General features: G+C 61.4%; 19 protein-coding genes. 9 read left to right on the forward strand and 10 right to left on the reverse strand.

Annotated features, from left to right (window positions below; genetic code table 11):
- Positions 1-9: 9 nt before the first annotated feature.
- Positions 10-714 carry a TetR/AcrR family transcriptional regulator gene (locus PZN02_RS26230; RefSeq protein ID WP_280661886.1) on the reverse strand — a complete coding sequence of 235 codons (705 nt, stop codon included), beginning with the start codon at positions 712-714 and terminating at the stop codon, positions 10-12.
- 217 nt (positions 715-931) lie between these two features.
- Here PZN02_RS26230 and PZN02_RS26235 point away from each other — a divergent pair, with 217 nt between their 5' ends.
- Together PZN02_RS26235 and PZN02_RS26240 are read left to right on the forward strand one after the other, a co-directional pair.
- Positions 932-2,131 (forward strand): multidrug effflux MFS transporter, encoded by a 1,200-nt coding sequence (locus PZN02_RS26235; RefSeq protein ID WP_280661887.1) that lies wholly within the window; start codon positions 932-934, stop codon positions 2,129-2,131.
- A 257-nt stretch (positions 2,132-2,388) separates the two neighbouring features.
- Positions 2,389-2,967 (forward strand): dioxygenase family protein, encoded by a 579-nt coding sequence (locus PZN02_RS26240; protein ID WP_280661888.1) that lies wholly within the window; start codon positions 2,389-2,391, stop codon positions 2,965-2,967.
- Between the two features lie 158 nt (positions 2,968-3,125).
- Here the strand turns inward: PZN02_RS26240 and PZN02_RS26245 are convergent, their stop codons facing one another.
- The 3 genes from PZN02_RS26245 to PZN02_RS26255 form a co-directional block, all read right to left on the reverse strand.
- Positions 3,126-5,087, reverse strand: a complete 1,962-nt coding sequence (locus PZN02_RS26245) for an elongation factor G (RefSeq protein ID WP_280661889.1) — start codon at positions 5,085-5,087, stop codon at positions 3,126-3,128.
- A gap of 460 nt (positions 5,088-5,547) precedes the next feature.
- The gene (gene hutC, locus PZN02_RS26250; RefSeq protein ID WP_425336365.1) at positions 5,548-6,213 is read right to left on the reverse strand and encodes a histidine utilization transcriptional repressor HutC; all 666 of its coding nucleotides are present in this window, start codon (positions 6,211-6,213) and stop codon (positions 5,548-5,550) included.
- Between the two features lie 326 nt (positions 6,214-6,539).
- Complete coding sequence (locus PZN02_RS26255) at positions 6,540-6,719, reverse strand: hypothetical protein (protein ID WP_280661891.1); 180 nt, start codon at positions 6,717-6,719, stop codon at positions 6,540-6,542.
- A gap of 913 nt (positions 6,720-7,632) precedes the next feature.
- Here PZN02_RS26255 and repA point away from each other — a divergent pair.
- From repA to repC, 3 genes are all read left to right on the forward strand, one after another.
- Positions 7,633-8,826 (forward strand): plasmid partitioning protein RepA, encoded by a 1,194-nt coding sequence (repA, locus tag PZN02_RS26260; protein WP_425336366.1) that lies wholly within the window; start codon positions 7,633-7,635, stop codon positions 8,824-8,826.
- Positions 8,827-8,829: 3 nt separating this feature from the next.
- Positions 8,830-9,834 (forward strand): plasmid partitioning protein RepB, encoded by a 1,005-nt coding sequence (gene repB / locus PZN02_RS26265; RefSeq protein ID WP_280661893.1) that lies wholly within the window; start codon positions 8,830-8,832, stop codon positions 9,832-9,834.
- A gap of 156 nt (positions 9,835-9,990) precedes the next feature.
- Complete coding sequence (gene repC, locus PZN02_RS26270) at positions 9,991-11,298, forward strand: plasmid replication protein RepC (RefSeq protein WP_280661894.1); 1,308 nt, start codon at positions 9,991-9,993, stop codon at positions 11,296-11,298.
- A gap of 693 nt (positions 11,299-11,991) precedes the next feature.
- On the opposite strand, the gene PZN02_RS26275 is transcribed toward repC, so the two are convergent.
- Positions 11,992-12,828 (reverse strand): glycosyl transferase, encoded by an 837-nt coding sequence (locus PZN02_RS26275; protein WP_280661895.1) that lies wholly within the window; start codon positions 12,826-12,828, stop codon positions 11,992-11,994.
- Between the two features lie 642 nt (positions 12,829-13,470).
- Between PZN02_RS26275 and PZN02_RS26280 the strand changes: the two genes are divergently transcribed.
- A complete protein-coding gene (locus PZN02_RS26280) occupies positions 13,471-14,625 on the forward strand; it encodes an RHE_PE00001 family protein (protein WP_280661896.1) in 1,155 nt (384 codons plus the stop codon).
- Positions 14,626-14,692: 67 nt separating this feature from the next.
- Here PZN02_RS26280 and PZN02_RS26285 read toward each other — a convergent pair whose 3' ends face one another.
- The 5 genes from PZN02_RS26285 to PZN02_RS26305 form a co-directional block, all read right to left on the reverse strand.
- A complete protein-coding gene (locus tag PZN02_RS26285) occupies positions 14,693-15,193 on the reverse strand; it encodes a hypothetical protein (RefSeq protein WP_280661897.1) in 501 nt (166 codons plus the stop codon).
- A gap of 135 nt (positions 15,194-15,328) precedes the next feature.
- Positions 15,329-16,834, reverse strand: coding sequence for a tripartite tricarboxylate transporter permease (locus PZN02_RS26290; protein WP_280663288.1), 1,506 nt, complete (start codon positions 16,832-16,834; stop codon positions 15,329-15,331).
- Positions 16,835-16,843: 9 nt separating this feature from the next.
- Positions 16,844-17,305 (reverse strand): tripartite tricarboxylate transporter TctB family protein, encoded by a 462-nt coding sequence (locus PZN02_RS26295; protein WP_280661898.1) that lies wholly within the window; start codon positions 17,303-17,305, stop codon positions 16,844-16,846.
- A gap of 388 nt (positions 17,306-17,693) precedes the next feature.
- Positions 17,694-18,671: a tripartite tricarboxylate transporter substrate-binding protein gene (locus PZN02_RS26300; protein WP_280661899.1), complete on the reverse strand. Its 978-nt coding sequence runs from the start codon at positions 18,669-18,671 to the stop codon at positions 17,694-17,696.
- A 203-nt stretch (positions 18,672-18,874) separates the two neighbouring features.
- Positions 18,875-19,699, reverse strand: a complete 825-nt coding sequence (locus tag PZN02_RS26305; protein WP_425336312.1) for a pseudouridine synthase — start codon at positions 19,697-19,699, stop codon at positions 18,875-18,877.
- Positions 19,700-19,878: 179 nt separating this feature from the next.
- On the opposite strand from PZN02_RS26305, the gene PZN02_RS26310 reads away from it, so the two are divergent.
- From PZN02_RS26310 to PZN02_RS26320, 3 genes are all read left to right on the forward strand, one after another.
- Positions 19,879-21,225, forward strand: a complete 1,347-nt coding sequence (locus PZN02_RS26310) for a DUF3300 domain-containing protein (RefSeq protein WP_280661901.1) — start codon at positions 19,879-19,881, stop codon at positions 21,223-21,225.
- A 20-nt stretch (positions 21,226-21,245) separates the two neighbouring features.
- Positions 21,246-22,190, forward strand: a complete 945-nt coding sequence (locus PZN02_RS26315; RefSeq protein ID WP_280661902.1) for a DUF2950 domain-containing protein — start codon at positions 21,246-21,248, stop codon at positions 22,188-22,190.
- A gap of 607 nt (positions 22,191-22,797) precedes the next feature.
- Entirely contained in the window at positions 22,798-24,072 is a 1,275-nt protein-coding gene (locus PZN02_RS26320) for an alpha/beta hydrolase (RefSeq protein WP_280661903.1), read from the forward strand.
- Positions 24,073-24,104: the final 32 nt, after the last annotated feature.

A 24,104-nucleotide genomic window follows, 5' to 3' on the forward strand; every position in this document is an offset into this window, starting at 1 on the left:
AGAATTCGCTCAGGCCGTCTCTTCGCTGAGTTCTTCGACGTCGCCAGCCACTCGAGCCGGCGGTCTGCCGTAGGCGCGCAGGAAGGTGCGCACGGCCGCCCGCGCAGACTTCTCGAGTTCCTCGTCCTTCGGCGTTCCACCAAGGGCGCTGATCATCTGCAGATCGGCATTGACCAAAGCGAGGAACTGCTTGGCGGCCAGGTCGAAGTCGTCGATGTCCAGCCGCGCGACATGGGAAAGCCGGGCAAAGAGCGCCGCCAAGGCGGTTCCGATCTTGCCCGGTCCCTGCTCGCGCCAGATCTCGAAGAGATGCGGATAACGCTCGCCTTCCGTCTGCACCAGCTTACGGATGAACTTTCCGTCGTGATTGCACACGCAGTTCTTGTTGAGGCGGACGGCAAAGGCTGTGAGCTCGTCTTCGAGATTGTCGCCGTTGTCGGGAAAGGTCGCGAGAATCGAAAACAGGGCGGCATTGGCGCGGTCCAGGATATCCTGGACGACCGCCATGAACAGCGTCTCCTTTTCGCGGTAGTGGTTGTAGACGGTCTGCCGCGAGACGCAGGCTTCCATCGCGATTTCGTCGATGCTGGCGCCGGCAAAACCTTCACGGCAAAATACTTGGGCAGCGGCGTCCAAAATCGAGACGCGTTTGGCGCATTGGCCTTTTTGAGTGGGGCCGCCCTGCTTCGGTTGCGGCGCTTTTGGTTTTTTCATGCCATGAAAATAAGACGTGTTGACGAATTAGACAATAGTGTCTAATTTTACACGCGTGTCCAATTTGTTAGACACGAGCAGTCGCGGGCAGATGCGATCCTCCCAAGCCGCATCCATGCCTATCCGGCGGCCGCTTTTCCGTTTCAACCTTTAGCGACAGCGATGGGCCGGCAGGTGCATCCGGCTCTGCCTTCGCGGTTTCTGAAAGAGCATCATCATGACGGCTTCATTTCTACGCACTGCCATTATTCTTGGACTTTTATCGGCCATAGGGCCGTTTGCGATCGATATGTACCTCCCGGCCCTGCCCTCGATCGGCAAGGATCTCGGCGCTGAAAACAACATCGTGCAACTGAGCCTGCTCTCCTTCTTCATCTCCTTCGCGTTGTCCCAGCTGGTCTACGGCCCGCTCTCGGATATCTGGGGCCGCAAGGCGCCGCTCTATCTCGGCATCGGGCTTTTTGCGCTCGCCAGTATCGGTTGCGCGATGGCAAGCGACATCGAGACCCTCATCGTTTTCCGCTTCCTTCAGGGCATCGGCGGTGCCGCCGGCATGGTCATTCCGCGCGCGGTCGTGCGCGACATGCACACCGGCGTCCAGGCGGCGCGGCTGATGTCGCTGCTCATGCTCGTCTTCAGCATTTCACCGATCCTTGCCCCGCTGACGGGCAGCGCCGTGATCGAATTCTACGGTTGGCGCGGCGTCTTCTATGCGGTGATGATTGCCGCCGTGATCGGGCTGATTCTGCTTTCGACGCAGCTCACGGAGACGCGGCCGAAGGAACACCGCTCGGACAGCACCATCGGCAGCGCGATCGCCGCCTATCGGCTGCTTCTCAGCGACCGCAACTTCCTGACGCTGACCTTCATCGGCGGCCTCGGCATCTCGAGCTTCCTCGTCTATCTCGCGAACTCGCCGTTCGTCCTGATCGACCATTACGGCCTGACGCCGACGCAATACAGCTTCGCCTTCTCGATCAACGCGGTCTCGTTCTTCGCCGTATCGCAGGCGACCGGCTGGCTCGGCGAACGCTTCGGCCTCGTCCGGCTGATGCGGATGGCGGTGACCATGTTCGCGTTGACCATGGTCAGCATGTTCGTCGTCATGAGCCTCGGCTTCAATCAGCTGCCGGTCATGGCGGCCTTCCTCTTCGTCGGCTACGGCGTCCTCGGTCTCGTCATTCCGACGTCGTCGGTGCTGGCGCTCGAGGATCACGGAGAGATTGCCGGCACCGCTTCGGCGCTGATGGGAACGCTGCATTTCGTAACCTCCGCCGTGGCGATGGTCATCACCAGTATCTTCTTCGACGGCACCGCGCTGCCGATGGCGGCCGGCATCGCGCTCTGCGCCCTTGGAGCCTTCCTCGTTACCCAGGCAACGATCGGCCGTCGCCGTCGCGTCGTTGCTGCGGAATAGACAATCCCCCGCGCGTCCGAAAAGGATGCGCGGGCGGGCCGGCCCGCCGGTGTTCGCAAACAGGTCGATGACCGTTTTGTGAAGCTGCTCCCCTCTATTACGTGCTAACGTCCAAAAGAGGCCGCGCCGAACACTGCATGTTTCCTTAAAGCCTAGCCGATTTAAGGATAAAAACATGCAGCAAAGCAAAGTGCTACAGCGTCCTTTGCGCGTCCGATAGGACGCGCGGCGCTGTAGAGGCGTGAAAGGAGCCTGCCATGCTTCCAACGCGACGTTCTCTGCTGACCACTTTTCTGGCGATTCCGGTCTTGCCCATCATCCAAGAGGCCGCCGCGCAACGGCCCCGCGTGCCGCTGACGCCCGCCTGCGGCAATGATCGCGACCTGACCCTCGCGCGCACAGCCGGTCCCTTCTACAAACCCGACGCGCCCATGCGTCACGAACTCTTTGCCGACTCCCCCGATGGTGAGCGCATCACGCTTGCCGGTTATGTCCTCGACGCAAACTGCCGGCCTCTCGCCAACAGCCTCGTCGAGATCTGGCACGCCGACGAAACCGGCGCTTACGACACGAGCGGCTTCAGGCTGCGCGCGCACCAGTTCACCGATGCAAACGGCCGCTGGTGGTTCGGCACGATCGTGCCCGCGCGTTACGGCGGCAGGACCCGGCACTATCACCTCCGCGTGCAGCGGCGCGGTGGCAGCCTGCTCACGACGCAGCTCTTCTTCCCGAACGAACCGGCCAATGCGACCGACGGCCTCTATTCGGATGCGCTGCTGCTCGACATCCGCGACACTGCCGACGGCAAATTCGGCCGCTTTGATTTCGTCGTCTGAGGCGGTGCGAGGCCGCCGCTTTCGGCAGCGGTCCTACAGCGCCGTGCGTCCTTTCAGACGCACAAAGGACGCTGGAGCACTTTGAATCGCTGCATGTTTGTGCCCCTAAATCGGCTCCGATTTAAGGGCACAAACAGTAAAGAGGCCCAAGGCTTCACTCAATGTTCGTTCGCATGCGCTCCATGCGCCGTAATCACACTCTGGGCTTCCTTGCCGTAAAGCTCCTCGAAATGATCGAAGCCCTTGGAAAAGTAGCCGATCCCCTGTGTGGCGGATCTGAGCGAGCGCGCCAAGTCGTCAAGCGCGGCGCCTGGAATAAGGGCGCGGAAGACATCCCATCCCTTCGCCCCTTCGTCCCGGTCGAAGCCGAGAACCTGACCTTTCAGCGTCGAAACAACCGGCACGAGACTGCCGGAATAGATCGAGGGGATATGGATCTCCACCCGGAAGATCGGCTGCATCAGCACAGACGAGGCCTGTGAGAGAGCCTGGCGAACGCCCATCTTTCCCGCCGTGCGGAACGCGTATTCCGAACTGTCGACCGAGTGATGCTGGCCGTCGGTCAGCATCACGCCGACGTCGATGACCTTGAAGCCGAGCGGGCCCTTGTCCATCGCCTCGCGCGCGCCCGCTTCAACCGCCGGTATGAAGTTTCTCGGAACGGCCCCGCCCTTGACGGTTTCGGCAAAGGTGAATCCGCCGCCGCGTTCATTGGGGTGCACGCTGAGCTTCACGTCCGCAAACTGGCCAGCGCCGCCGGTCTGCTTGCGGTGACGATAATGCACGTCGGACGACTTCGAGATGGTTTCGCGATAGATCGGGCTCGGCGGTTGCTCGCTGACCTCGACATGAAAGACATCGGAGAGCGTCCGGCACAGGTCGCGCAAGTGCACCGGCCCTTGGGTGCAGACCAATTGCGCGCCCGTCCCCTCCTCCTGCATGACCTTCAGGCCGTGATCTGTTTCGGAAAGCTTGGCAAGCGTTTCGGAAAGCTTGGTCTCGTCGCGCTCGCTTTCCGGCACCAGGATCCGCTCCATCATCGGCGTCGGCGGAGTCGTCCATTCCGGCGGCGCCACGGTCGCATTGGCAGTCAACAGCGACGGCACGACGAGGTGATCGGATTTCACAGCGGCGAAGACTTGACCGGGCGCCGGTGTGACCGATGCCAGGGGGCGGCCGTTCGCCGGATCCTGCAAAGCGCCGAGCCCGGCGCCGCCGAGCATGGTTCCCTGCTTCACGCCACTGTCGAGCGCGCGAACAAAGACGATCTTGCCGACACTCGGGCGATGATGGGCGTGAAAACTGACGGCGGCGAGTGTCGCATCGGCGATGCCACCGTCCGCGGCAAGGCGTTTTCTAAGCGCCTCCACCCGCGGGGCGTCGTGACGGAGTGCCTTCATCAGCCGCAGAATGCCATTGCTGTGGCTTGCCGAACCGACCAGCACCGGGATGATCTTGTTTTCGCTCAGGACCCGCGTCGAGATGGCATAGATGGTATCGCTCGCCGGCTCGCGGTCCTCGATGAGCTCTTCCAGCAGCCAGTCATCGAATTCGGAAAGATGCTCCAGCAGTTCGGTGCGCGCCTCGTGTTCGCGCTCGACGACGCTTTCGGGCAGCTCGAAAAGCGCTGACGTCTGGCCTTCCCGGTAGCGCCAGGCGCGCTCGGAAATCAGGTCGCAACTGCCGATGATCTTGTCACCCTCGCGGATCGGGATCTGCCGGAGGACAAAAGGGTGGTTGGAATAGTCCTGGAGAGCAGCGACGACGTCTCTCAACCGTCCCCTCGGCTCGTCCATGCGGTTGACGAAAAGGATGCAGGGCGTTCCCGATGCCTCGATCGCCCTGAGGTAAGGCGCCGCGAGCACGGCGTCCTCCGGAGCCGGCGAGACGCAGAGCACACAGGCATCGCTGGCGAGCAACGCATCTTGCGCATGCGCCAGCGCCTCGTTGGTTCCGGGTGTGTCCAGCGCACACCACTCTTCGTTTCCGAATTCGAACTCCGTCAGGCTCAAGCCATAGGGAGAGGCGGATTTTCTTGCTTGGCCTTCGAGCAGACTGAGCTTTTCCACGAGCGTGGATTTTCCGGTCTGCGAAGGCCCAAGTACCGTGAAGCAGCGCATCGGCGATCCTCCTACCACGATGACACGTTTTCTACAGCGCCGCGCGTCTTTTCAGACGCGCAAAGGTCGCTGTAGCACTTTGAATCGCTGCATGTTTTTACCCTTAAATCGGCTCCGATTTAAGGAAACATGCAGTAGAGCGGGATGAGGAAAAGTGTGCGCGGTTTTCCGCCCGCATCCCGCTCGTGATCTAAAGCGCCGTGGGTCTCCTTAATTCGCCTGCGACTTAAGGAAACATGCAGCGGGCCAAGATGCCTCAGTGCCGGGAGATCGATGGCTCCTCGGGGCTTGCGTCCTCCCCCCGCGAGGTCAAGGCTTGACCAAGGGTGCACCCGCGCCCGTCGCTGCGCAAGGCTGAGATTGACGATCTTGGGAAAAGGTCGCGGCCCGAACGGCGAAAGCCGCGCCGAGTGCACGGCAGACGGGTCCGCTGCACCCGTATTCACTCGCTGTCGAGCCTCTACCCGATCGCGCTCGGCGCAAACTCCGCGACCAGTTCGTGGCGGTCGCCCGGATAGGTCAGCCGAACGCTGGTGACCGGCGCACCGCCGCTCCATGTCCGTCGTTCGATGACGAGACAGGGCGAACCGACCGCGACGCCGAGCGCCTGCGCGGCCTGACGGCTCGCTGCCACGGCCCGGATGCGATGCTCGGCGGTGCTCCACGGCACCTTGCCGAGCAGCCAGGAACCGGGTGCGACAGCATCGAACGGTTCGGCTTCAGCCTCGGGCACTGCCGAAAGATTGATCAGCCGTTCCTCAAGGCAAAAGGGCCGGCCGCTCGCCAGATGCCGGCAGGTGATATCGAGCAGCCGCGCCGAGGCCGGCAGGTCTATGCGTCCCGTGTCATCGGCACCGGCCTTGCGGACATGCCGCTCGTCGAGACGATAGCCGTATTCGAGGCCGCGCGATTGCACCTCGAGTTTGACGTCGTGGATTTCCATCACCGCGGACTGGACGTGGGGGAAGGTGACATAGCTGCCGGACTTGCGCCGCCGCTCGATCAAGCCTTTCTTGACGAGTTCGGTCAGCGCCTTGTTCACGGTCATGCGCGAGCAACCATATTGCTCGGTCAGCTCGTGCTCGAAAGGAATGCGATGTCCCGGCGGCCAGTCGCCGGACAGAATATGCCCCTCGACGTCACCGAGAATCCGCTGGTGCAGGGAGAGCGGCTGCTCTGGACGCTTTTCCTCGTGGGAAGAACGATCGGTGGGAATGGCGGGATCCTCGGCTGATGACTGACCCCGTACCTTAAACATTTCCCGCCGCGGCAACAGTCCCGGTGAATACGCCCGCCGGTTTTCCACGCCGGATGCTGCACTATCAACGTATCACGATGGCCCGGCTGAGTGGAGAATCCTCGCCGGGATGGCCGCTGGCACAGATGCGATATCGTCTTCGCAAGCCGAGATGCGGACGGGGCGCCGCGTCACGCCCTCGCCCAAACCCCTTTTTAGTAGAAGAGATGCCAAGGCGTCAGGAACGCACGGCCCCATTCCTGTTCCTGCTCCCGTTCGCACTCCGCTGAAACATCGCCACGGAGGACATTGCAAGCGGCCTTTTCTTTGCGCATCACTGCCTTCGACACCGGCGGCTCGAAATAGCCAAGCGTCATTCCACCGAGATAGAACATGCAGCGCCCTTCCCTGTTCGCGTTCTTCAGACACAATCGTGCCACGATCGAGCAGTCTGTCAATAGTCTACTAAATTTATATTCTAACACGCGTACTCTCTAGCAGCTGATCGACTCGCTCGCATCAAGCTCGATGTCGCGCGAAACACGGTTGAGTTCGCAGGCTCATGGAGCAGGAACGACACACGATCGAGCTTCGCGCTTTCCGATCGAACGCATCCGTCGCCGGCCGCGATCGTCCAAACAGGAACCGAACAAATTCAAAGTGTTAAACTGACTCTGGCGGCGACGGCCATAGGACAGCAGCGTACTGCTGGCCTGTCGGTGCGTCCCAATTCAAACGGCTTGGTGAGGAATTCCTGACGATGTCTGAGTGAAATCGGACCAACCGAGGAACTTTCGGCCGCAGATGCTCTTTGTGTGGTCATCACAGGGATCCAGCCACGGCGCGTCCGCGCCGTGGCTGAATCCGTCTGGTCCGCTTCGGTTCCAACGCAAATTCTCTGCGCCCAAGCACTCGAGCGCTGCTGAATTCCTGTGACAAGCACAGGAATGAGGAAGGGTGACGTGGCGGGACGGCCGTGCGTCACGGCACCTCGCCGTGTCATGACTTGCGCGCCCGGTGCTCGATCCCATTGTCCGCGTAACTTGACGCTCAACGTAGACTCAAAGCAACGTCGCCGCCGCGACAGCAGCGCGCCGGTTGTCCGCGGACAACCGAATCGAGGGTCGCCCACAAAAGTTGTCCGCGGACAACTGTTTAACAGACAAATTCATAAAACTGCGACGTCCCGGCGGGATAAACGGGCTTTTTGTTAAGCGTTTGTAAATTGGCAACGAATCGGCGCATAGTATATCTGCGCAGATAGGGGTTTATTCTCGAATTTTGCGCAGTTTTTCGGAGAGGGCGATGTTGCAGCAGAGAATCCAGAGTCTTGAGGAGCAGGAGCATTTGCCATCCCTGCTGTCCGCCGACGCTCAGGAGCTTGCTCATCAGTTGCAGGAACATCAGAAAAAGATCTTCTCCCCGACGGCACAAAAAACGATGCGGCTGTTTACTCCGGCCGAGGCGGCGGCCTTCATCGGAATCGGTGAAGGATACCTGCGTCAGATCGCGTCAGAAGGCCACGGGCCGCAGCCGCTGTCAAACGGCCGGCGCATGTATGCCGTCGAGGATATCGACCGCATCCGCCGCGTGCTCGACGAGGGCGCTAAGACCGGAAAATACATCCCTCACCGCCGACCGGGCGAAAAGCTCCAGGTCGTTTCGGTCATGAATTTCAAGGGCGGCTCGGGCAAGACGACGACGTCGGCCCATCTCTCCCAATATCTCGCGCTCCGCGGCTATCGCGTGCTGGCGATCGATCTCGATCCGCAGGCCTCGCTTTCCGCCCTCTTCGGCCACCAGCCGGAGCTCGACGTCGGCGAGGCCGAAACCCTTTATGGCGCCATCCGCTACGAGAACCCCCGCCCCATCGGCGACATTGTCCGCTCGACCTACACCGCCAATCTCCACCTGATACCGGGCAATCTCGAACTGATGGAGTTCGAACATGAGACGCCGAAGGCAATGATCGGCGGGTCGGCCGAAACCTTGTTCTTCGCCCGGATCGGCGAGGCGCTTTCCGAGATCGAGAGTTTCTACGATATCGCCGTCATCGACTGCCCGCCGCAGCTTGGCTTTCTGACCATGTCGGCGCTCTGCGCCGCAACTTCGGTGCTCATCACCGTGCATCCGCAGATGCTCGACGTGATGTCGATGTCGCAGTTCCTGTCGATGACGAGCGACCTGATGACCGTGGTGGAAAAGGCGGGCGGGCGCACGAGCTACGACTGGATGCGCTATCTGGTCACCCGTTTCGAGCCGAATGACGGGCCGCAAAGCCAGATGACCGGCTTCATGCGGGCGATCTTCGGCAATCGCATGCTCCAGAATGCCATGGTGAAGTCGACCGCCATCTCGGACGCAGGCGTCACCAAGCAGACGCTCTACGAGGTGGAACGCTCGCAATTCATCCGCGGCACCTACGACCGGGCGATGGATTCGCTCTCGCTCGTCAATTCAGAGATTGAAGAGATAATCCGCAAGGTCTGGGGAAGGAAGTAAGCGATGGCGCGCAAGAACCTGATCGGCATTTCCGACAGCCCGACGGCTCCGGTAGACGGAGAGCGGCCGGCCGTCGAGCGCCCGATCGCCGGCCTCGCGCAGGGCCACCGGCCAAACGGCCTCGTCGGCGGGATTACCAGGTCGCTTTCGAATATCACACAGAAGGTGGAGCGCGCCGAGGAATTGGAGCGCCAGCTTGCCGAAGGGCAATCGATCGTCGATCTAGACCCTTCGCTGATCGATGCTTCCTTCGTTGTCGACCGGCTGGGTGTTACCGCCGAGGCGCAAGCGGCGCTGGTGCAACAGATCCGCGACCACGGACAACAGGTGCCGATCCTCGTCAGACCACATCCGACGGCGAAGGAGCGCTACCAAGTCGCCTATGGTCACCGGCGGCTTGCGGCGCTCCGCGAAATTGGCGGCAAGGTCAAGGCGGTCATTCGCAATCTCAGCGACGAACAGCTCGTCGTCTCCCAGGGGCAGGAGAACAACGCCCGCACGGACCTCTCCTTTATCGAGCGCGCCCTTTTTGCGACGCGTCTCGAAGACCGTGGTTTCTCGCGCGAGATCATCATGTCGTCGCTCGGCGTCGACAAGGCCGCCCTGTCCAAGATGATCACTGTGGTGCGTCGGCTGCCGGTCGAAGTAATCGAGGCGGTCGGTGCCGCCCCCGCTTTTGGACGCCGACGGTGGATGGAACTGGCCGATCTTATCGATCTCGATGGCAACCGGTCGCGAGCGCTCGAATTTGTCGAAGAGACCGAGTTTCCGTCCGGCGAAAGCGATCAGCGCTTCGAAAAGCTGCTGAGCTTCCTCAGCACGGCCAAAGAGCGCGCAAAGGTCGAGGCGTGGATCGCGCCCGACCGCACACGTCCCGTACGCATCCGCGAGACGGAGTCAGAAACGACTCTTGCTTTCAGTAGGAAGGTTGCGCCGGGTTTTGCCGATTTCGTGAGGCAGAGGCTTCAATCTCTGTACCTCGAATACCAACAGGAAACAGGAGATTAAACAGAGCAAAAGAAAAAGGCTTCCGAACGACTAGCGCTGCGGAAACCCTTCTCTCGTGTAGCGACCAGAGAATCCCATTTCCGCGAATCAGTGTCAAGAGTTTTTGACGTCGTTTCGGCGAACGGTTTTCTTTTGCCTTGGATAAGGTGAAGAAAAATGGAACGTGGAAGTGTGACGACGCCCTTTGGGCGGCGGCCGATGACGCTTGGCATGCTCTCAAGCCAAATCACTGCCGGCCGTACCCGGGCGGAACGATCGGTCGACAAATGGAAATTGTTTCGCTGGCTTTGCGAAGCGAAGACCGTGGTCGGCGTCTCCGATCGCTCGCTGGCGGTGCTGAATGCGCTGCTGAGCTTTTATCCCGGCACCGAACTGTCCGGGGAAACCGGCCTTGTCGTTTTTCCGTCCAACACCCAGCTTTCGCTTCGAGCGCATGGCATGGCCGGAACAACCTTGCGGCGCCACCTCGCCGCTCTCGTCGAAGCAGGCTTGATCCTTCGGCGCGACAGCCCGAACGGCAAGCGCTACGTCCGGCGAAGCCACAGCGGTACCGTCGGAGAAGCCTTCGGTTTCGATCTCTCTCCGCTGATCGCACGTGCGGCCGAGTTCGAAACCACCGCCGCGGAGCTCGCCGCCGAACGCCAGCATCTGCGCATCATGCGTGAAAGATTGAGCCTCTGCCGGCGCGACGTTGCCAAGTTGCTGGATCTCATCCGCGAAAGCGCTCCACAGAGCGATCGGCAGGACTGCGAGCGGATGTTCGCACTGCTGATCGCGCAGATTCCCCGCAAGCCTTCAGCCTCTGACATCGAAGCCGTTCTCGCAGCGATGGACAGTCTTCGCCGCGATCTTACCAACCAATTGGAAAATCTGCTGAATTCCCAAAAACTGGACACCAATGATCACCAGAATGGACGCCACATACAGAATTCACATCCAGACTCTCTTTCTGAATCTGAACAATGCTTGGGAAAAGGGCCTGAACCGTTTTTGCGAAAAGCAGCCGAAACAAACGCTGTACAGGCTTTGACTGAACATCGACCGAAACCGGCGTCACGCCACACAACGTCGCCGGCCGCCACCGATCGCTCGAGTACGCTGCCTCAACGGCCGTGCCGCGAAATCCCGCTGCCGGCCGTCCTGCAAGCCTGCCCACAGATCGCCGACTATGGGCCTTCTGGCCAGATTTTGAGTTGGAAGGATTTGATGACGGCGGCAATCGTCGTCCGCTCCATGCTCAATGTCAGCGCCGATGCTTATGACGACGCCTGCTCCGTCCTTGGTTGCGAGAACGCGGCAACCATCGTCGCCTGCATCCTGGAAAGAGCCGAGCAGATCACATCGCCGGGCGGCTACCTGCGTGAACTCACGAGACGGGCGCGACGGCAGGAATTTTCGATTGCCCCAATGGTCCTGGCGTTGAGCCGTGCAAAGGGAAGTGGAGGAGTTGCCCTTGCAAGCTAGATAGGCAGACCCGTCGGGAGAGAGCGACCTTCTTCGGCCCCCTGCAGTGAAGAGACGGGCAGGGCAATGTCACCTACTGTAAGGCCGCGTCGTGTCGAACCATTGCGTTGAGGCGTAAAATATCCGAAACTCAGGCTGCGTGACGGATTCGCCTCGATATGCGTTTTGGCAGCGTCTGGTGGCGCTTTCTTAACAATTCTGCGGTTATCGTAACGTATTGGCAAAAAAGACTTTAATTGCACGTTGCGGAAGCTATCTCGCTCTTAATTTCCGACACCTCGGACGACCAGAAACAGGCGACATCCCGCCTCGTCAGCAAGTGGCTGCGAGCGAGGCCGGGGACCCTCCACAAGCCGACAAATTTTCGATGTTGACAGCTGTCAACAGTCGTGGCGGCTCGGCGCTCCATGTGTTTGGCTACGCGAAAATCAGCGGGCACAGCCCAAGTTCTGAGCCCCTCGCCTCGTTGGCCGGATCTCCACGCCTCTAACGGGAGGCTTCTACAGCGCCGCGTCGTCTTAGACGCACGCAAGGGCGCACTTTGAACTGCTGCATGTTACTAAGCGCAAAATATGCAGCAAAGCAGTTCCAGGAAATGCGCGTGATGGCTTTTCGTCCGGCATTGCGTCTTTTAAAGAACCGGAGCGCTTCCCCGTTTCAATGAAAGTACTCTAAAGTCACCGACGAAGCCGCTCACTCTTGCCAGTGTTCTGCCACCCATGGCGTCGGGCGGATGTAGTGGCGCAGATAGCTGAACACGCCTTTCTGCCGTCGGTCACGTGCAAACAGGCCGCGGATATGTCCGAGCGGCGTCGCCGGACGACCCTTGTAGCCGAATTGTCCATCGATCGCATGTTGCGGCAGCAGGCTGCGGGGGAAGAGCACCACGCGGCCATCGGCAGGCAGCCGCGGTGCCAGGAAATAGTTGAGCGGAAAGGGCCAGCGGCAATCCTGCCGGAAATGCAGAACCCAGCGCCGCGGAAAGAGTTTGACGCCGCCCGGCGCATTGCGCGTTACGAAGCGCTGTTCGAAGCTGTATTCATTAGCCACGCCCTGCGGATCGGCGCGGAACCTCTCCTGCAGCGGAACGAGCTTGCCGACCGGAAACCGGAACAACGACGTCTGTCCGAGACGTTCAAAGGGCGTCGTTTGATTTCGCGCCAGCACCACGTCGTCCGGCCCGCCAAACTCGAAGAAGGAATCGAGCGATCCGACGATCACCAGATCGAGGTCGAGGAACAGCACCGGACCAGTGAGATTGCCGAGCTTCGGACCCCAGAGCCGCGCTTTCGGCCAGATGCCTTTGGTGTTGACCGGCATCGCCACGTCGAGCGGCGGCAGATCTTCGCAGAGAATCTCGGGCCGCAGGCCGCTGCGGTTATCGGTGAAACAGGTGAACGTGAAAGGCGGCGTGATGTTGCGCGCCACCATGGCGTAAAGCCGGTTGATGAAGGGCGGGCCGTACTTCGTGCCCCAGTTGATGCATATCACCTGCTTGACGCCGCCACTTGCCGCCAGAACGCTTGCCATGGGCTCTCCATTCTTGCCGCCTGCCGTGAGCTCCTTCCGCAACAGCCGATCTTATCCATCGGTCTCAAAGCTGCGGCCTCGAACCTCGACAGTCGGGGAATTGCTTTCGACTTCCCATCCTGCTGGTGCGCTCTCACGCATTCAGTAAGGCACGGTCACGAAATGCCGATTGACGCTTGCCTGCGTGACATAAACGCCGCCTCGAGTGAGAACCGCAGCAACGTCGCAAGCTACTCATCATTCCTGACTCTCCGGCGTCTTCATTTCGAAGTGCAGCCGGCATTTTCGATCGTGGCCGACTTCATATCGATGTCAGTTGACAGCTGTCAACGGCGAGGCGGTGGCACGATCGCCTCACCCTTCTTTCGGCATAGCGCTCGGTAAGCCTGTGCCGATCGGACGCCGACCCGACCAGAAGAATGACGCGTGCCTTTGGTGCACGTGTTGACAGCTGTCAACTGCGGTTCGAGCACGTTGAAGTCGAGGCAACGGCGCGATATGCGCGCGGGCAGGGCGGGCAGCCGCCTTTCCATACGAGGGCGCGTCGATCGGGATATTAGCAGGGGAGAACGCCCGGGAAGCCTGTGACGGAAAGAAATCGCGTGTTACCTTCCGTTTCGTCGATAAGGCTTCGTCTTTAAAATGAGATACGAGACCCCGGATCCGCTCCATCCAACGCTGCTGCCGGCCCTGATTGCGGCGGAAGACAACCTTGCGCGTCTCGACGAACGGGCCGGCCGGCACCCGGTGTCGGAGGGGTTTCGCGAGCGCGGGCAGTTTTTCGATGCGGCCGCGGCGCTCTGGGTCGCCGGTGAACTGGTGCATGTCGAGGATCTCGTGCTGCACGATGCGCATATGGATGCGCGCGCACCCTCCCATGAGCTGACCATCGCCCATGCGGTGCTGCGCGCCCGCCGCCGGCTGGATCTTGCCGAGCCGGGCTGGGCGCTGACGAGCGCCGGATTGAACGTGCTGAGAGGCGAGGGCGGGGCGGTCGCGGAGCACAACCATCGCCAGGAGCTGTCGGCCGAAGCCAATCGGGATACGGCGTTTTCGGACACGGAAGACGAAGCGGGCGAAAATCCGCTCGCCGCTGAATTTGCCGAACTCGACGCAGCGATCGCTCGGTCGCAACGGCTTTTGGAAACTCACTCGGGCGGTATCGAGGAAACGGTTTCCGGGTTGTCGCCAGCCGCGAAGGCGAGCGTGGAGCCCATGGGGCAACTCGGATTGCTGTTCGAGGAGGATTGGGACGAAGAGCAGCGGCTCGATGCCTGGCGCGCCGTGCTTTCGACGGCCGATCAGTTGCCGGCCTCTCTTGGAGCGGCAATTCTCTTCGACGCCTGGGACCGCATCGAGCCGCTCAGGCGGCAACACTGGCTCGGCTCGCTGCTCGTCGGGGTCTACCTGCGTTCTCGCGGTAAAGTGTCCTCGCACGTGCTTGCGTTCAACACCGGCCTTAAGACGATCCGCTACGAGCGCCGCCGGTCGAAGGACAGGCTGACGCGGCTCGTTGCCTTCCTCGAGGCGATGACGGTGACGGCCGATCTCGGCATGAAGGAACTCGACCGGCTTTCCCTGGCAAAGACGCAAATGGAGATGCGAGTGAGAGATCGCCGTTCGAGCAGCAATCTCCCTGGGTTGATCGATCTCGTTCTGTCGCGGCCGATCGTCTCGACGGCGCTGATCGCCCGCCATGTCGGCATCACGCCGCGCAGTGCGCTCAATCTGGTGCGCGAGCTCGGCGTGCGCGAAATGACGGGCAGGGGACGTTATCGCGGCTGGGGCGTGCTTTAGAGCCCTTCAGGGCTTTAGTTCCAACCTGTTTTTTCAAAGAGTTAGCGCTTTTGCGGGCCGGCGACCACTATTGCCGGCGCAGGTTGATATCGCTGGTGACGACGCTGTCGCCGGAGGTCGGGTCGACATCGGTCGTCACCAATCTCATGCCGTTCTCTCCGACCTTCTGTACGGTCAGGTTTGCGCTGCGGTCGCCGTTCACCAGCCTCGGCCAGCGGATCGTGAGGTTGATCGCATTGCCCCGTCGGCTTCCGGTCAAGCCGGCCGGTCTTCCGCTCGGCCCGACATAGGTGCCGCTGTAGTTTGCCCCGTTGAACTGCAAGTCGGCGCCAACCGCGCGCGACACGACAATCAGGCTGCGACAGGTTCCCTTCATAGACAGGGCCTGACCGCTGGCGTCAGAATTGAAGACACAGGACACGTTCATCGGCGACCGGTTGATCCGGATCTTCACCATGCCGCTGCCGGTCCATTTTCCTTCGAGTGATCCGAGAAATGCCGTTTCGTCGGCCTGTGCTGCTCCAACGACAAAGAACAGGCTGCCTGCGGCCAGCAGACGCTGGATCATGGAACCCCTCCTCGTGATCGGATTCGGCGAAGACGGGACGCTCGCCGATCGCTTGTTGAACGCCCCACCCCGCATGAGGTTCCTTTCCGGCGCCGCTGTCAACCGTGAAGCGGCTGACAGCGGCATTGGCGCCTCTCAATCCTCCTCGACGAAGACCTCCTCGCGCTTGGCCTTGACGGCCGGCAGGAAGACGACGACGAGCACGATTGCCGCGATCAGCAGCAGCACGGCGCTGATCGGCCGGGTGACGAAGGTGGTCGGGTCACCGCGCGACAGGATCATGGCGCGCCTCAAGTTCTCTTCCAGCAGCGGCCCGAGCACGAAGCCAAGCAGCAGTGGTGCCGGTTCGCAGCGCAGCTTCAGGAGCAAGTAACCGACGAGGCCGAAGAAGGCGACGGCGTAAAGGTCGTAGACGTTGGAATTGACGCTGTAGACCCCGATTGAGCAGAAGGCCATGATGATCGGAAACAGCACGAAATAGGGGATCTTCAGCAGCTTCACCCAGAGCCCGATCAGCGGCAGGTTCAAGACCACCAGCATCAGGTTGCCGATCCACATCGAGGCGATGATGCCCCAGAAGAGCGCCGGCTGCTCCACCGCCACATTCGGGCCGGGCACGATGCCCTGGATGATCATCGCGCCGATCATCAGCGCCATGACAGGGTTTGCCGGAATACCAAGCGTCAGGAGCGGAATGAAGGACGTCTGCGCTCCGGCATTGTTGGCGCTTTCCGGCCCTGCGACACCGGCGATGGCGCCGCGGCCGAATTCCTCGGGCCGATCCGACATGCGCTTTTCCACCGTATAGGAGGCGAAGGCGGCGAGGATCGCACCGCCGCCCGGCAGAATGCCCAATGCCGAGCCGATCACGGTGCCGCGCAACACCGGCGCGAACATCCGCTTGAAATCGTCGCGTGTCGGCATCAGGTCACTGACCTTCGCCATCAGCACTTCGCGGGTCTTCTCGCTTTCAAGATTGCGCAGGATCTCGGCGATGCCGAAGACGCCGACGGCAACCGCCACGAAATTGAGACCGTCTGCATATTCGCGAATGCCGAGCGTGAAGCGCGGCGTGCCGGTATAGATGTCGGTGCCGACGAGGCCGAGCAGCAGACCGAGCGCGACCATCGCCAGCGCCTTGACGATCGAGCCATGGGCAAGTGCGACGGAGGAAACGAGGCCGACGATCATCAGCGAGAAATATTCGGCCGCGCCGAACTCCAGCGCGATCTCGGTGAGCGGTGGCGCGAAGATCGCGACCAGAAAGGTCGAGACGGTTCCGGCAAAGAACGAGCCGAGCGCCGCAATTGCGAGTGCTGCACCGGCGCGGCCATTGCGCGCCATCTGGTAGCCGTCGATCGCGGTCACTGCGGAGGAGGATTCGCCTGGCATGTTGATCAGGATTGCGGTGGTCGAGCCGCCGTATTGCGCGCCGTAATAGATGCCGGCGAGCATGATCAGCGAGGAAACCGGCTCAAGTTGGAAGGTGATCGGCAGCAGCATGGCGATCGTTGCCGTTGCGCCGATGCCGGGCAGGACGCCGATGAGCGTGCCGAGGAGGACGCCGATCAGGCAGAAGAGAAGGTTGGCCGGCGAGGCGGCGGTGGCGAAGCCGAGGGCGAGATTGCTGAAAAGATCCATCATCGCCTCCTAGAACCGGACCCAGGGGCCGAAGCGCTCGAACGGGAGGTTGAGTCCGTAGCTGAACACGGCGACCGAAAAGACTGTCAACGCAAGCGAGATGGCGAGCGCCCAATGCGGCTTCATGCGGTGCGAGGCGAAACAGGCAATGAGCGCGGTGAAGAAGATTGAGGGAACAAACCCCAATCCTCGCACGGTCAGCCCGAAAAAGATCGGTGCGGGCAGGATGAGGAACATACCGCGCACCGCGATCGCCCCCATCGGTTCGCCTTGGACGCGCGCGGACTGCACAAGGATGACGGCGCCGAGCAGCGTCAACACGCAGGAGAGCAGGAGCGGGAAGTAGCCGGGGCCCATGCGGAAGGCGGTGCCGAGCTCGAGGCTGAGCGACTGCCAGACGAAGAACAACCCGACGGCCGTCAGGATGCTGCCGCATAGGGCATTGGTCGTGTCGAAGGAGATGGATTTCATCGTGTCCCCACTTGGTTCGGGAGCCGTTGAGCCGCGCTCCCTTCTGCGGCGTGTTTCCTCAAATCCTACCCGATTTAAGGATAAAAACATGCAGCAATTCAAACCGCTACAGCGTCCTTTGCGCGTCCAACAAAACGCGCGGTGCTGTAGGCGAATGTGCTCGCGTCTCATTGTCCGGGCGAGGGACCGGACCTTCATCGAGTTGACAGCTGTCAACGTTCCACCTCGGCGCTGACGCGGGACGCGGAAGCAATCGGTGCATCCCGCGCCACTTTCTTCGAACCGATCACGTCCTTCGGTTTGAATGCGTTCATCACCGAACGGAGACAGGTTGCCGCCGCCGTTCTGTCTTGCGACAGGCGGTGGCGGCGGCAGATTTGTCACTCGGTTAGTCGGCGTACTGACCGGCGGCCTCGATCACCGGCTTCCAGCGGGCGATCTCGCTTTCGAGCTTGGCCTTCAGCGCCGCCGGCGTCGCGTCCGCGTCGCTCGACGGTTCGGTGCCGAGCTCGGCAAAGCGCGCGACGACATTCTCGTCCTTGAGCGCCAGCTGCAGCGACTTCGACAGGCGCTCGTTCACTTCGGCCGGCGTGCCCTTCGGCGTATAGATGCCGTGCCAGATGCCGACCTGGAAATCGGCGAGGCCGCTCTCGACGGCCGTCGGCAGATCGGGGAAGATCTTGAGACGGGCGGGAGAGGTGACGGCATAGGCCTTAATCGTGCCGCCCTGGATCTGCTTGGTCGTATTGGTCGTCTGGTCGCACATGATGTCGACCTGGCCGCCGAGCAGATCGGTCATTGCCGGGCCGGTGCCCTTGTACGGCACGGTGGTGAGCTGGGTGTCGATCGCGCTCATGAACATCATGCCGCAGAGATGCGAAGCGGCGCCGATGCCGGCATTGGCGACCGTCACCGTGTCCTTGTTGGCCTTGACGTAGTCGATCAGCCCCTTGAGATCAGTCGGTTCGAAGTCCTTGCGGGCGACGATCGTCATCGGCACTTCGGTGACGAGGCCGACATATTCGAAGGCGTTCAGCGTGTCGTAGGCGAGCTTGCGATAGAGCGTGGCGCTGGTCGCCATGCCGATATGGTGGAGCAGGACCGTATAGCCATCCGGATCGGCCTGGGCGACCCGGCCCGCGCCAAGCGTTCCGCCGGCGCCGCCGACATTCTCGACGATGATCTGCTGGCCGAGATCCTTCGACATCGATTCGGCGACGAGACGGGCGACCGTGTCGGTCGGGCCACCGGCCGAGAACGGCACGACCATCGTGATCGAGCGCTCCGGATAGTTTTGGGCGCTGGCCGAGGCGGCAAAAAGGGAAACGGCGGCGACAGCGCCCAGAAGCGCTTGCAGAATTTTCATCTTTTCCTCCCGATGAAATTATGGACCAGCCGGCATGGTTCCTCCCGTGCCGATACTGGATCGCCTATTTGCAGACGGGATTTTAGCACAGACAACTGCCACCCGCGGTCACTTTGCCGATTTCCGCGCCTGATGCGCGCGATATGGGTGGATTTGGAAACAAAGCCGCCGGAAGATGGGTGGATTTTCACCCATCGCCTTGCTCAAATCTCAAGGCCGGTGCGCCGCCGGAGATATCGGATCTCGGCTTCGGTCAGCGGCCGGACTTCACCTTTCGCCAGGTCGCCAAGCTTTATCTCGCCGATCGAGACGCGCACGAGCCGCAGGCACTCGAAGCCGAGCACCTCCAGCATGCGGCGGATCTGCCGGTTGCGCCCCTCCTGCAACTCGACCTCGATCCAGCTGTTGCGGTCGCCGCTTCTCAGCCGCCTGACGCCGATGGCCTGCAGCCGTTCACCGCCTTCCACGACGCCCTCCATCATTCCCGCAACCGCGTCGTCGCCGAAGATGCCGTTCACCTGCACATGGTAGACCTTGCCGAGATGCGTCTCCGGGTCGAGCAGGCGCTGCGCCAGCACCGTGTCGTTGGTGAAGAGCAGGAGTCCCTCGCTCGCCTTGTCGAGCCTGCCGACCGGCGAGAGAAACCGCGCATCGGCGTCGCCGAGGCAACTATAGACTGTCGGCCGCCCCTCCGGATCGTCGCGCGTGGTGACAAGCCCGCGCGGCTTGTTCAGCATCAGGTAGATCTTGGCTTCCGCCGCGACCGTGACGCCGTCAACGGCAATTCTGTCGGCCCCGACATCGACCCAGCGCGAAAGATCCGTCGTCGTTCGACCGCCGACGCTGACGCGGCCGTCGGCGATCAGCTTCTCGGCCTGCGTACGGGAGCAATAGCCGAGTTTGGACAGCGCACGCGCGAGCGTCACGCGCTTGCCGGCCTCGGCTTTCGTTTCGCTGCCATGTCTCTTCGGTGAGTGGCGCGGCTGTTTCACGACTTCCAGTCTCCAAGGGTGTTGGACATGGTCCATCTGGCACAATCGGCGCCGCTCGGCCAGAGTTGAAACCTATTGATTGCTGTGGCTTTGATGCGAACATCAAGAGTGGTAGTCTCGCCTGCGACTTGTACGACAGGGCCCGTCTCGGAACGGTCAACCGCTTCGTCGAGAAAGCGGCGCATTCTCCGACGGGCGATTTGGGAGGCGTTGTCATGATCAAGTCAATCCTGCGGGGTGTCGCCGCCCTGGCGGCAATCTCGCTGCTGCACATCGGCGGCGACCGCTTTCTCGTAACGAATGCTTTTGCCCAGCAGACGGCCGCCGCTCCTGCCGAGGAACAGCCGGCGCCCGAACCATTTACGGACGAAGAGCTTGAGATTCTCGTCGCCCGCATCGCGCTTTATCCCGATGAGCTGGTGGCGCTGATCTCCGCGGCATCGCTCTATCCCCTGCAGATCGTCGAGGCCGAGCGCTTTCTCGAGGCGCGCGCAAAAAATCCCGATCTGAAGCCGAAGGAAAGCTGGGACGGCAGCGTGATCTCGCTTTTGAACTATCCGCAGATTGTCAAGATGATGAGCGACGACCTCGAGTGGACGCAACAGCTCGGCCAGGCGCTCGCCTATCAGCAGAAAGACGTGCTGATCGCCATTCAGCAACTGCGCGAGGAAGCGGTCGCCAATGGCGTCATCAAGTCCGACGACAAGGTCAAGGTGGTCGAAGAGGGCGACAACATCGTCATCCAGGCGGCGAGCCCGGAAAAGATCTATGTGCCGCAATATCCGCCGGCGATGCTCTACGAGGCGGATTATGCGCCGGTGCCGATCGCCTATTATCCGCAGCCCTATCCGTCCTATTATTATCCGGGTGCGGCGTTTTTCGCTGGTGCCGTGACCGGCGCGGTATGGGCAGCGGTCGTCGACTGGGACAACTGGGGCGTCTGGGGCGGGCGCTGGGACGGCGACATCAATGTCGACTGCAACAAGTGCTTCAACAACATCGACATCAACGGCAAGATCAAGTGGAACGACATCGATTGGAAGAATGTCGATCGCAGCAAACTGAGCTTCGACCGGGATCAGCTCCAGAAGTTCGACAGGACGAACATCCGCAACAATATCAAGGCCAATACCGACAACAGCATTCGCACCCGCGCCGCTGAACTCGAGAGAGATCGCCCCACACAGCGTCCCGGTGGGGGCAGCGGCCAGCTAAAGGACGTGCGCAAGAGCACGCTCGAGGGTTTGCAGGCAAGACCGAGGCCGGAAGCAAAGCCGAGACCGAACGTCGAAAGGCCTGCGGCGGCGCAACGCGATGTCGCCAAGCCAAGCATCAACCGGGCGGCCGGCAAAAGGCCCGCGACGATCGACCGGCCTGTCGGCAAACCCAAGGCGGCGGCGAAGCTCGACAGCCGGCCGCGCAAACCGTCCGGACTTGGCAATGTCTCCCATGGAAAGCGGGAAGTGGTCGCCTCCCAGCGCGGCGGGCATAGCATGGGCGGCGGTCACAGCGGCGGCGGCAGGCCGCACAAGGTAATCAAACGCGGCGGCGGCAGGCGCTGACGGTCAACAGGGGCACGACCATGATCAAGCTCTTTCAATCCATTCTCCTCGGATCTGCCGTTACCGTCGCGCTCTCGCTCGCTTCCGTCGAACCGGTTCATGCCCAGGAAGCCAGCGACATCAGCGACTATGCGTCGGCGAACGACTCGCCGCTGTTCGACGATCCGTCCGCAGCCGTCGAGACATTCAAGAAGGCGCTCGCGGCTGACGACTTCAACGGCGTTGCCGGCCTGCTTGGCCTCGATGCGACGAAGCTGAAAGCGAGCGAAGGGGTCATGGACACGTTTGCTCTCATTCGCGAGGGCGCGGCACGCCAGGTCTTCCTACGCGATCGCGGCAACCAGAAGATCGTCGAAATCGGCGACCGGCTCTGGCCGTTGCCATTCCCGATCACCAAGGGTGAGGACGGCAAATGGTCCTTCGACACCTATGTCGGCCTGGAGGAGATCGTCAACCGCCGCGTCGGCCAGAACGAGCTCGAGGCGATCGATGCGGCGCGCGCCTATGTCGAGGCGCAGAAGGACTATGCGTCCGAGGACCGCGATGGGGACGGCGTGCTGGAATATGCCCAGAAGCTGATCAGCAGCCCGGGCCAGACCGACGGGCTCTATTGGCCGGCCGATGAGGGCGAGGAGACAAGCCCCGTCGGCGACGCGATCAGCGAAGCGGCGCTGGAAAAGGCCAAGGCAGGCGAGGGCTATTTCGGCTATCGCTTCCGCATTCTGACGTCTCAGGGCGACAATATCGCTGGCGGCAAATACGACTATGTCATCAACGACAACATGATCGCCGGCTTCGGGCTGATCGCCTGGCCGGTCAAATATGCCGAGAGCGGCGTCAAGACCTTCGTCGTCAACCAGCAGGGTATCGTTTACGAAGCAGATCTCGGTCCGAGCACCGAAGCGATCGTGCCGTTCATCGATCGGTTCAATCCGGATGACAAATGGACCGTGATTGCCGACTAATTCTTTCACGACAAAACATATCGATCGTTCGGGCGGGCTGCCTGCTGGTGCTGCGGCAGCAGCCTGCGCGAAGCCCTGGCGCCCGGTGCTCGACGACAACGAAACGACGGCGGTTTGCTGCCGTACCCAACGATCCGATCGAGTGATTGCCTACAGCGCCGCGCGTCTTATCAGACGCGCAAAGGACGCTGTAGTACTTTGAAATGCTGCATGTTCTTATCCTTAAATCGGCAACGATTTAAGGGAACATGCAGGAGCGCCGCGCGTCTTATTAGACGCACAAAGGACACTGTAGCACTTTGATTTGCTGCATGTTTTTATCCTTAAATCGGCTAGGATTTAAGGAAACATACAGGAGCCCGGAAGAACTCGTTCGGCGTCGGAAGTCGATTCCGACTTCCGAAAGACGTTGAAGTGCGGATATATCGTGCGACGTTATCAATTTTTTGCGTAGCCGCGGTCAAGCGGCGCGGGGTCTGAAGCATGTCGCCCAAAAGTGCGCAGCGGTTTTGGGACAACGACATGCAAAAAACAAAGATGTAAAGCGCCTTGCGTGAGTTCGTTTGAACGCATTGCGCTTCAGTCGTGGTGTCAGAGGGGAATACCGATGCCTGAAGTGAGCGGTCTCCGCGCGCGTCGCCGCAGCCTTGGGAAAGCTGGACGAAGAGCCGCCGGTGCGGTGGTGGCGCTCGGTGTATTGGTCGGATGCGGGGGGCATCCAAAGGGCGTGATGACGCCGGTGGCGCTGACGGCGCCGACCCAGACATCGCAGGTCGACATGCTGGTCGCGACGACGCGCCAGCCTTCCGGGAATCCCGCGACCCTCTTTTCCGGCGAACGGAACGCAACGCTTTCCCTGACGGACGTCGCGGTATCGATCCCGCCGGATTCGAAACGCAAGCCCGGCACCGTGCAGTGGCCGCGCCGCCTGCCTCCCAATCCGGAAACCGATTTCGCCGTGACGCGCGTGCGCGAGCTGCCATCGCGCGACGAAGCGCGCGCCTGGTTCCGCGAGCATAGCGTCGGCGGAAACATTCTCTTGTTCGTGCACGGTTTCAACAACACTTACGAGGATTCGGTCTTCCGGTTGGCGCAGATCGTGCATGATTCCGGCGCCCAGGCGACGCCGATGCTGTTCACCTGGCCATCTCGCGCCCGTGTGTTCGACTACAACTACGACAAGGAGAGCACCAACTATTCGAGAACTGCGCTCGAAGATGCGCTGCGGTCGCTGGCGAACGCGCCAGATGTCAATGACGTCACCATTCTTGCCCATTCGATGGGGACATGGCTGACGATGGAGTCGCTGCGTCAGATGGGCATTCGCGATGGCGGGATCGCGCCCAAGATCAAGAACGTGATCCTCGCATCGCCCGACATCGACCTCGATGTCTTCGCGAAGCAATTCGTGGAATTGGGTAAGCAGCGGCCTAAATTCACGATCTTCGTTTCGCAGGACGACCGGGCGCTCGCTGTATCGAGCTTCATATCGGGCGACGTCTCACGGCTGGGCGCGATCGATCCAACGGCCGAGCCCTATCGCACGCAGCTTGAAAAAGCAGGCATCACCGCAATCGACCTCACCAAGGTCCAATCCGACGACAGATTGCACCACGGCAAATTCGCCGAAAGTCCACAAATCGTGCAACTGATCGGCCAGCGTATCGTCAATGGCCAGACGCTGACGGATTCCAAGGTCACCTTGGGCGACAGCATCACCGCCGTTGTTGCCGGTACCGCCAAGAATGTCGGCACGGTCGCGGCCGCGACGATCAGCGCGCCCGTCAAGGTGCTCGAGCAGCCGACGCTGCCGCCCAGGAAGCGGCCCAAGCTGGACGAAACGCTCGGAAGCGGAGCGCATGCCGGAGCGGCGACCAACTAGTTCGGGGCACGACGGGGAAGCGGCTGCATCTC

Origin of the sequence: Sinorhizobium garamanticum, assembly GCF_029892065.1 — a bacterium.
Classification (GTDB): domain Bacteria; phylum Pseudomonadota; class Alphaproteobacteria; order Rhizobiales; family Rhizobiaceae; genus Sinorhizobium; species Sinorhizobium garamanticum.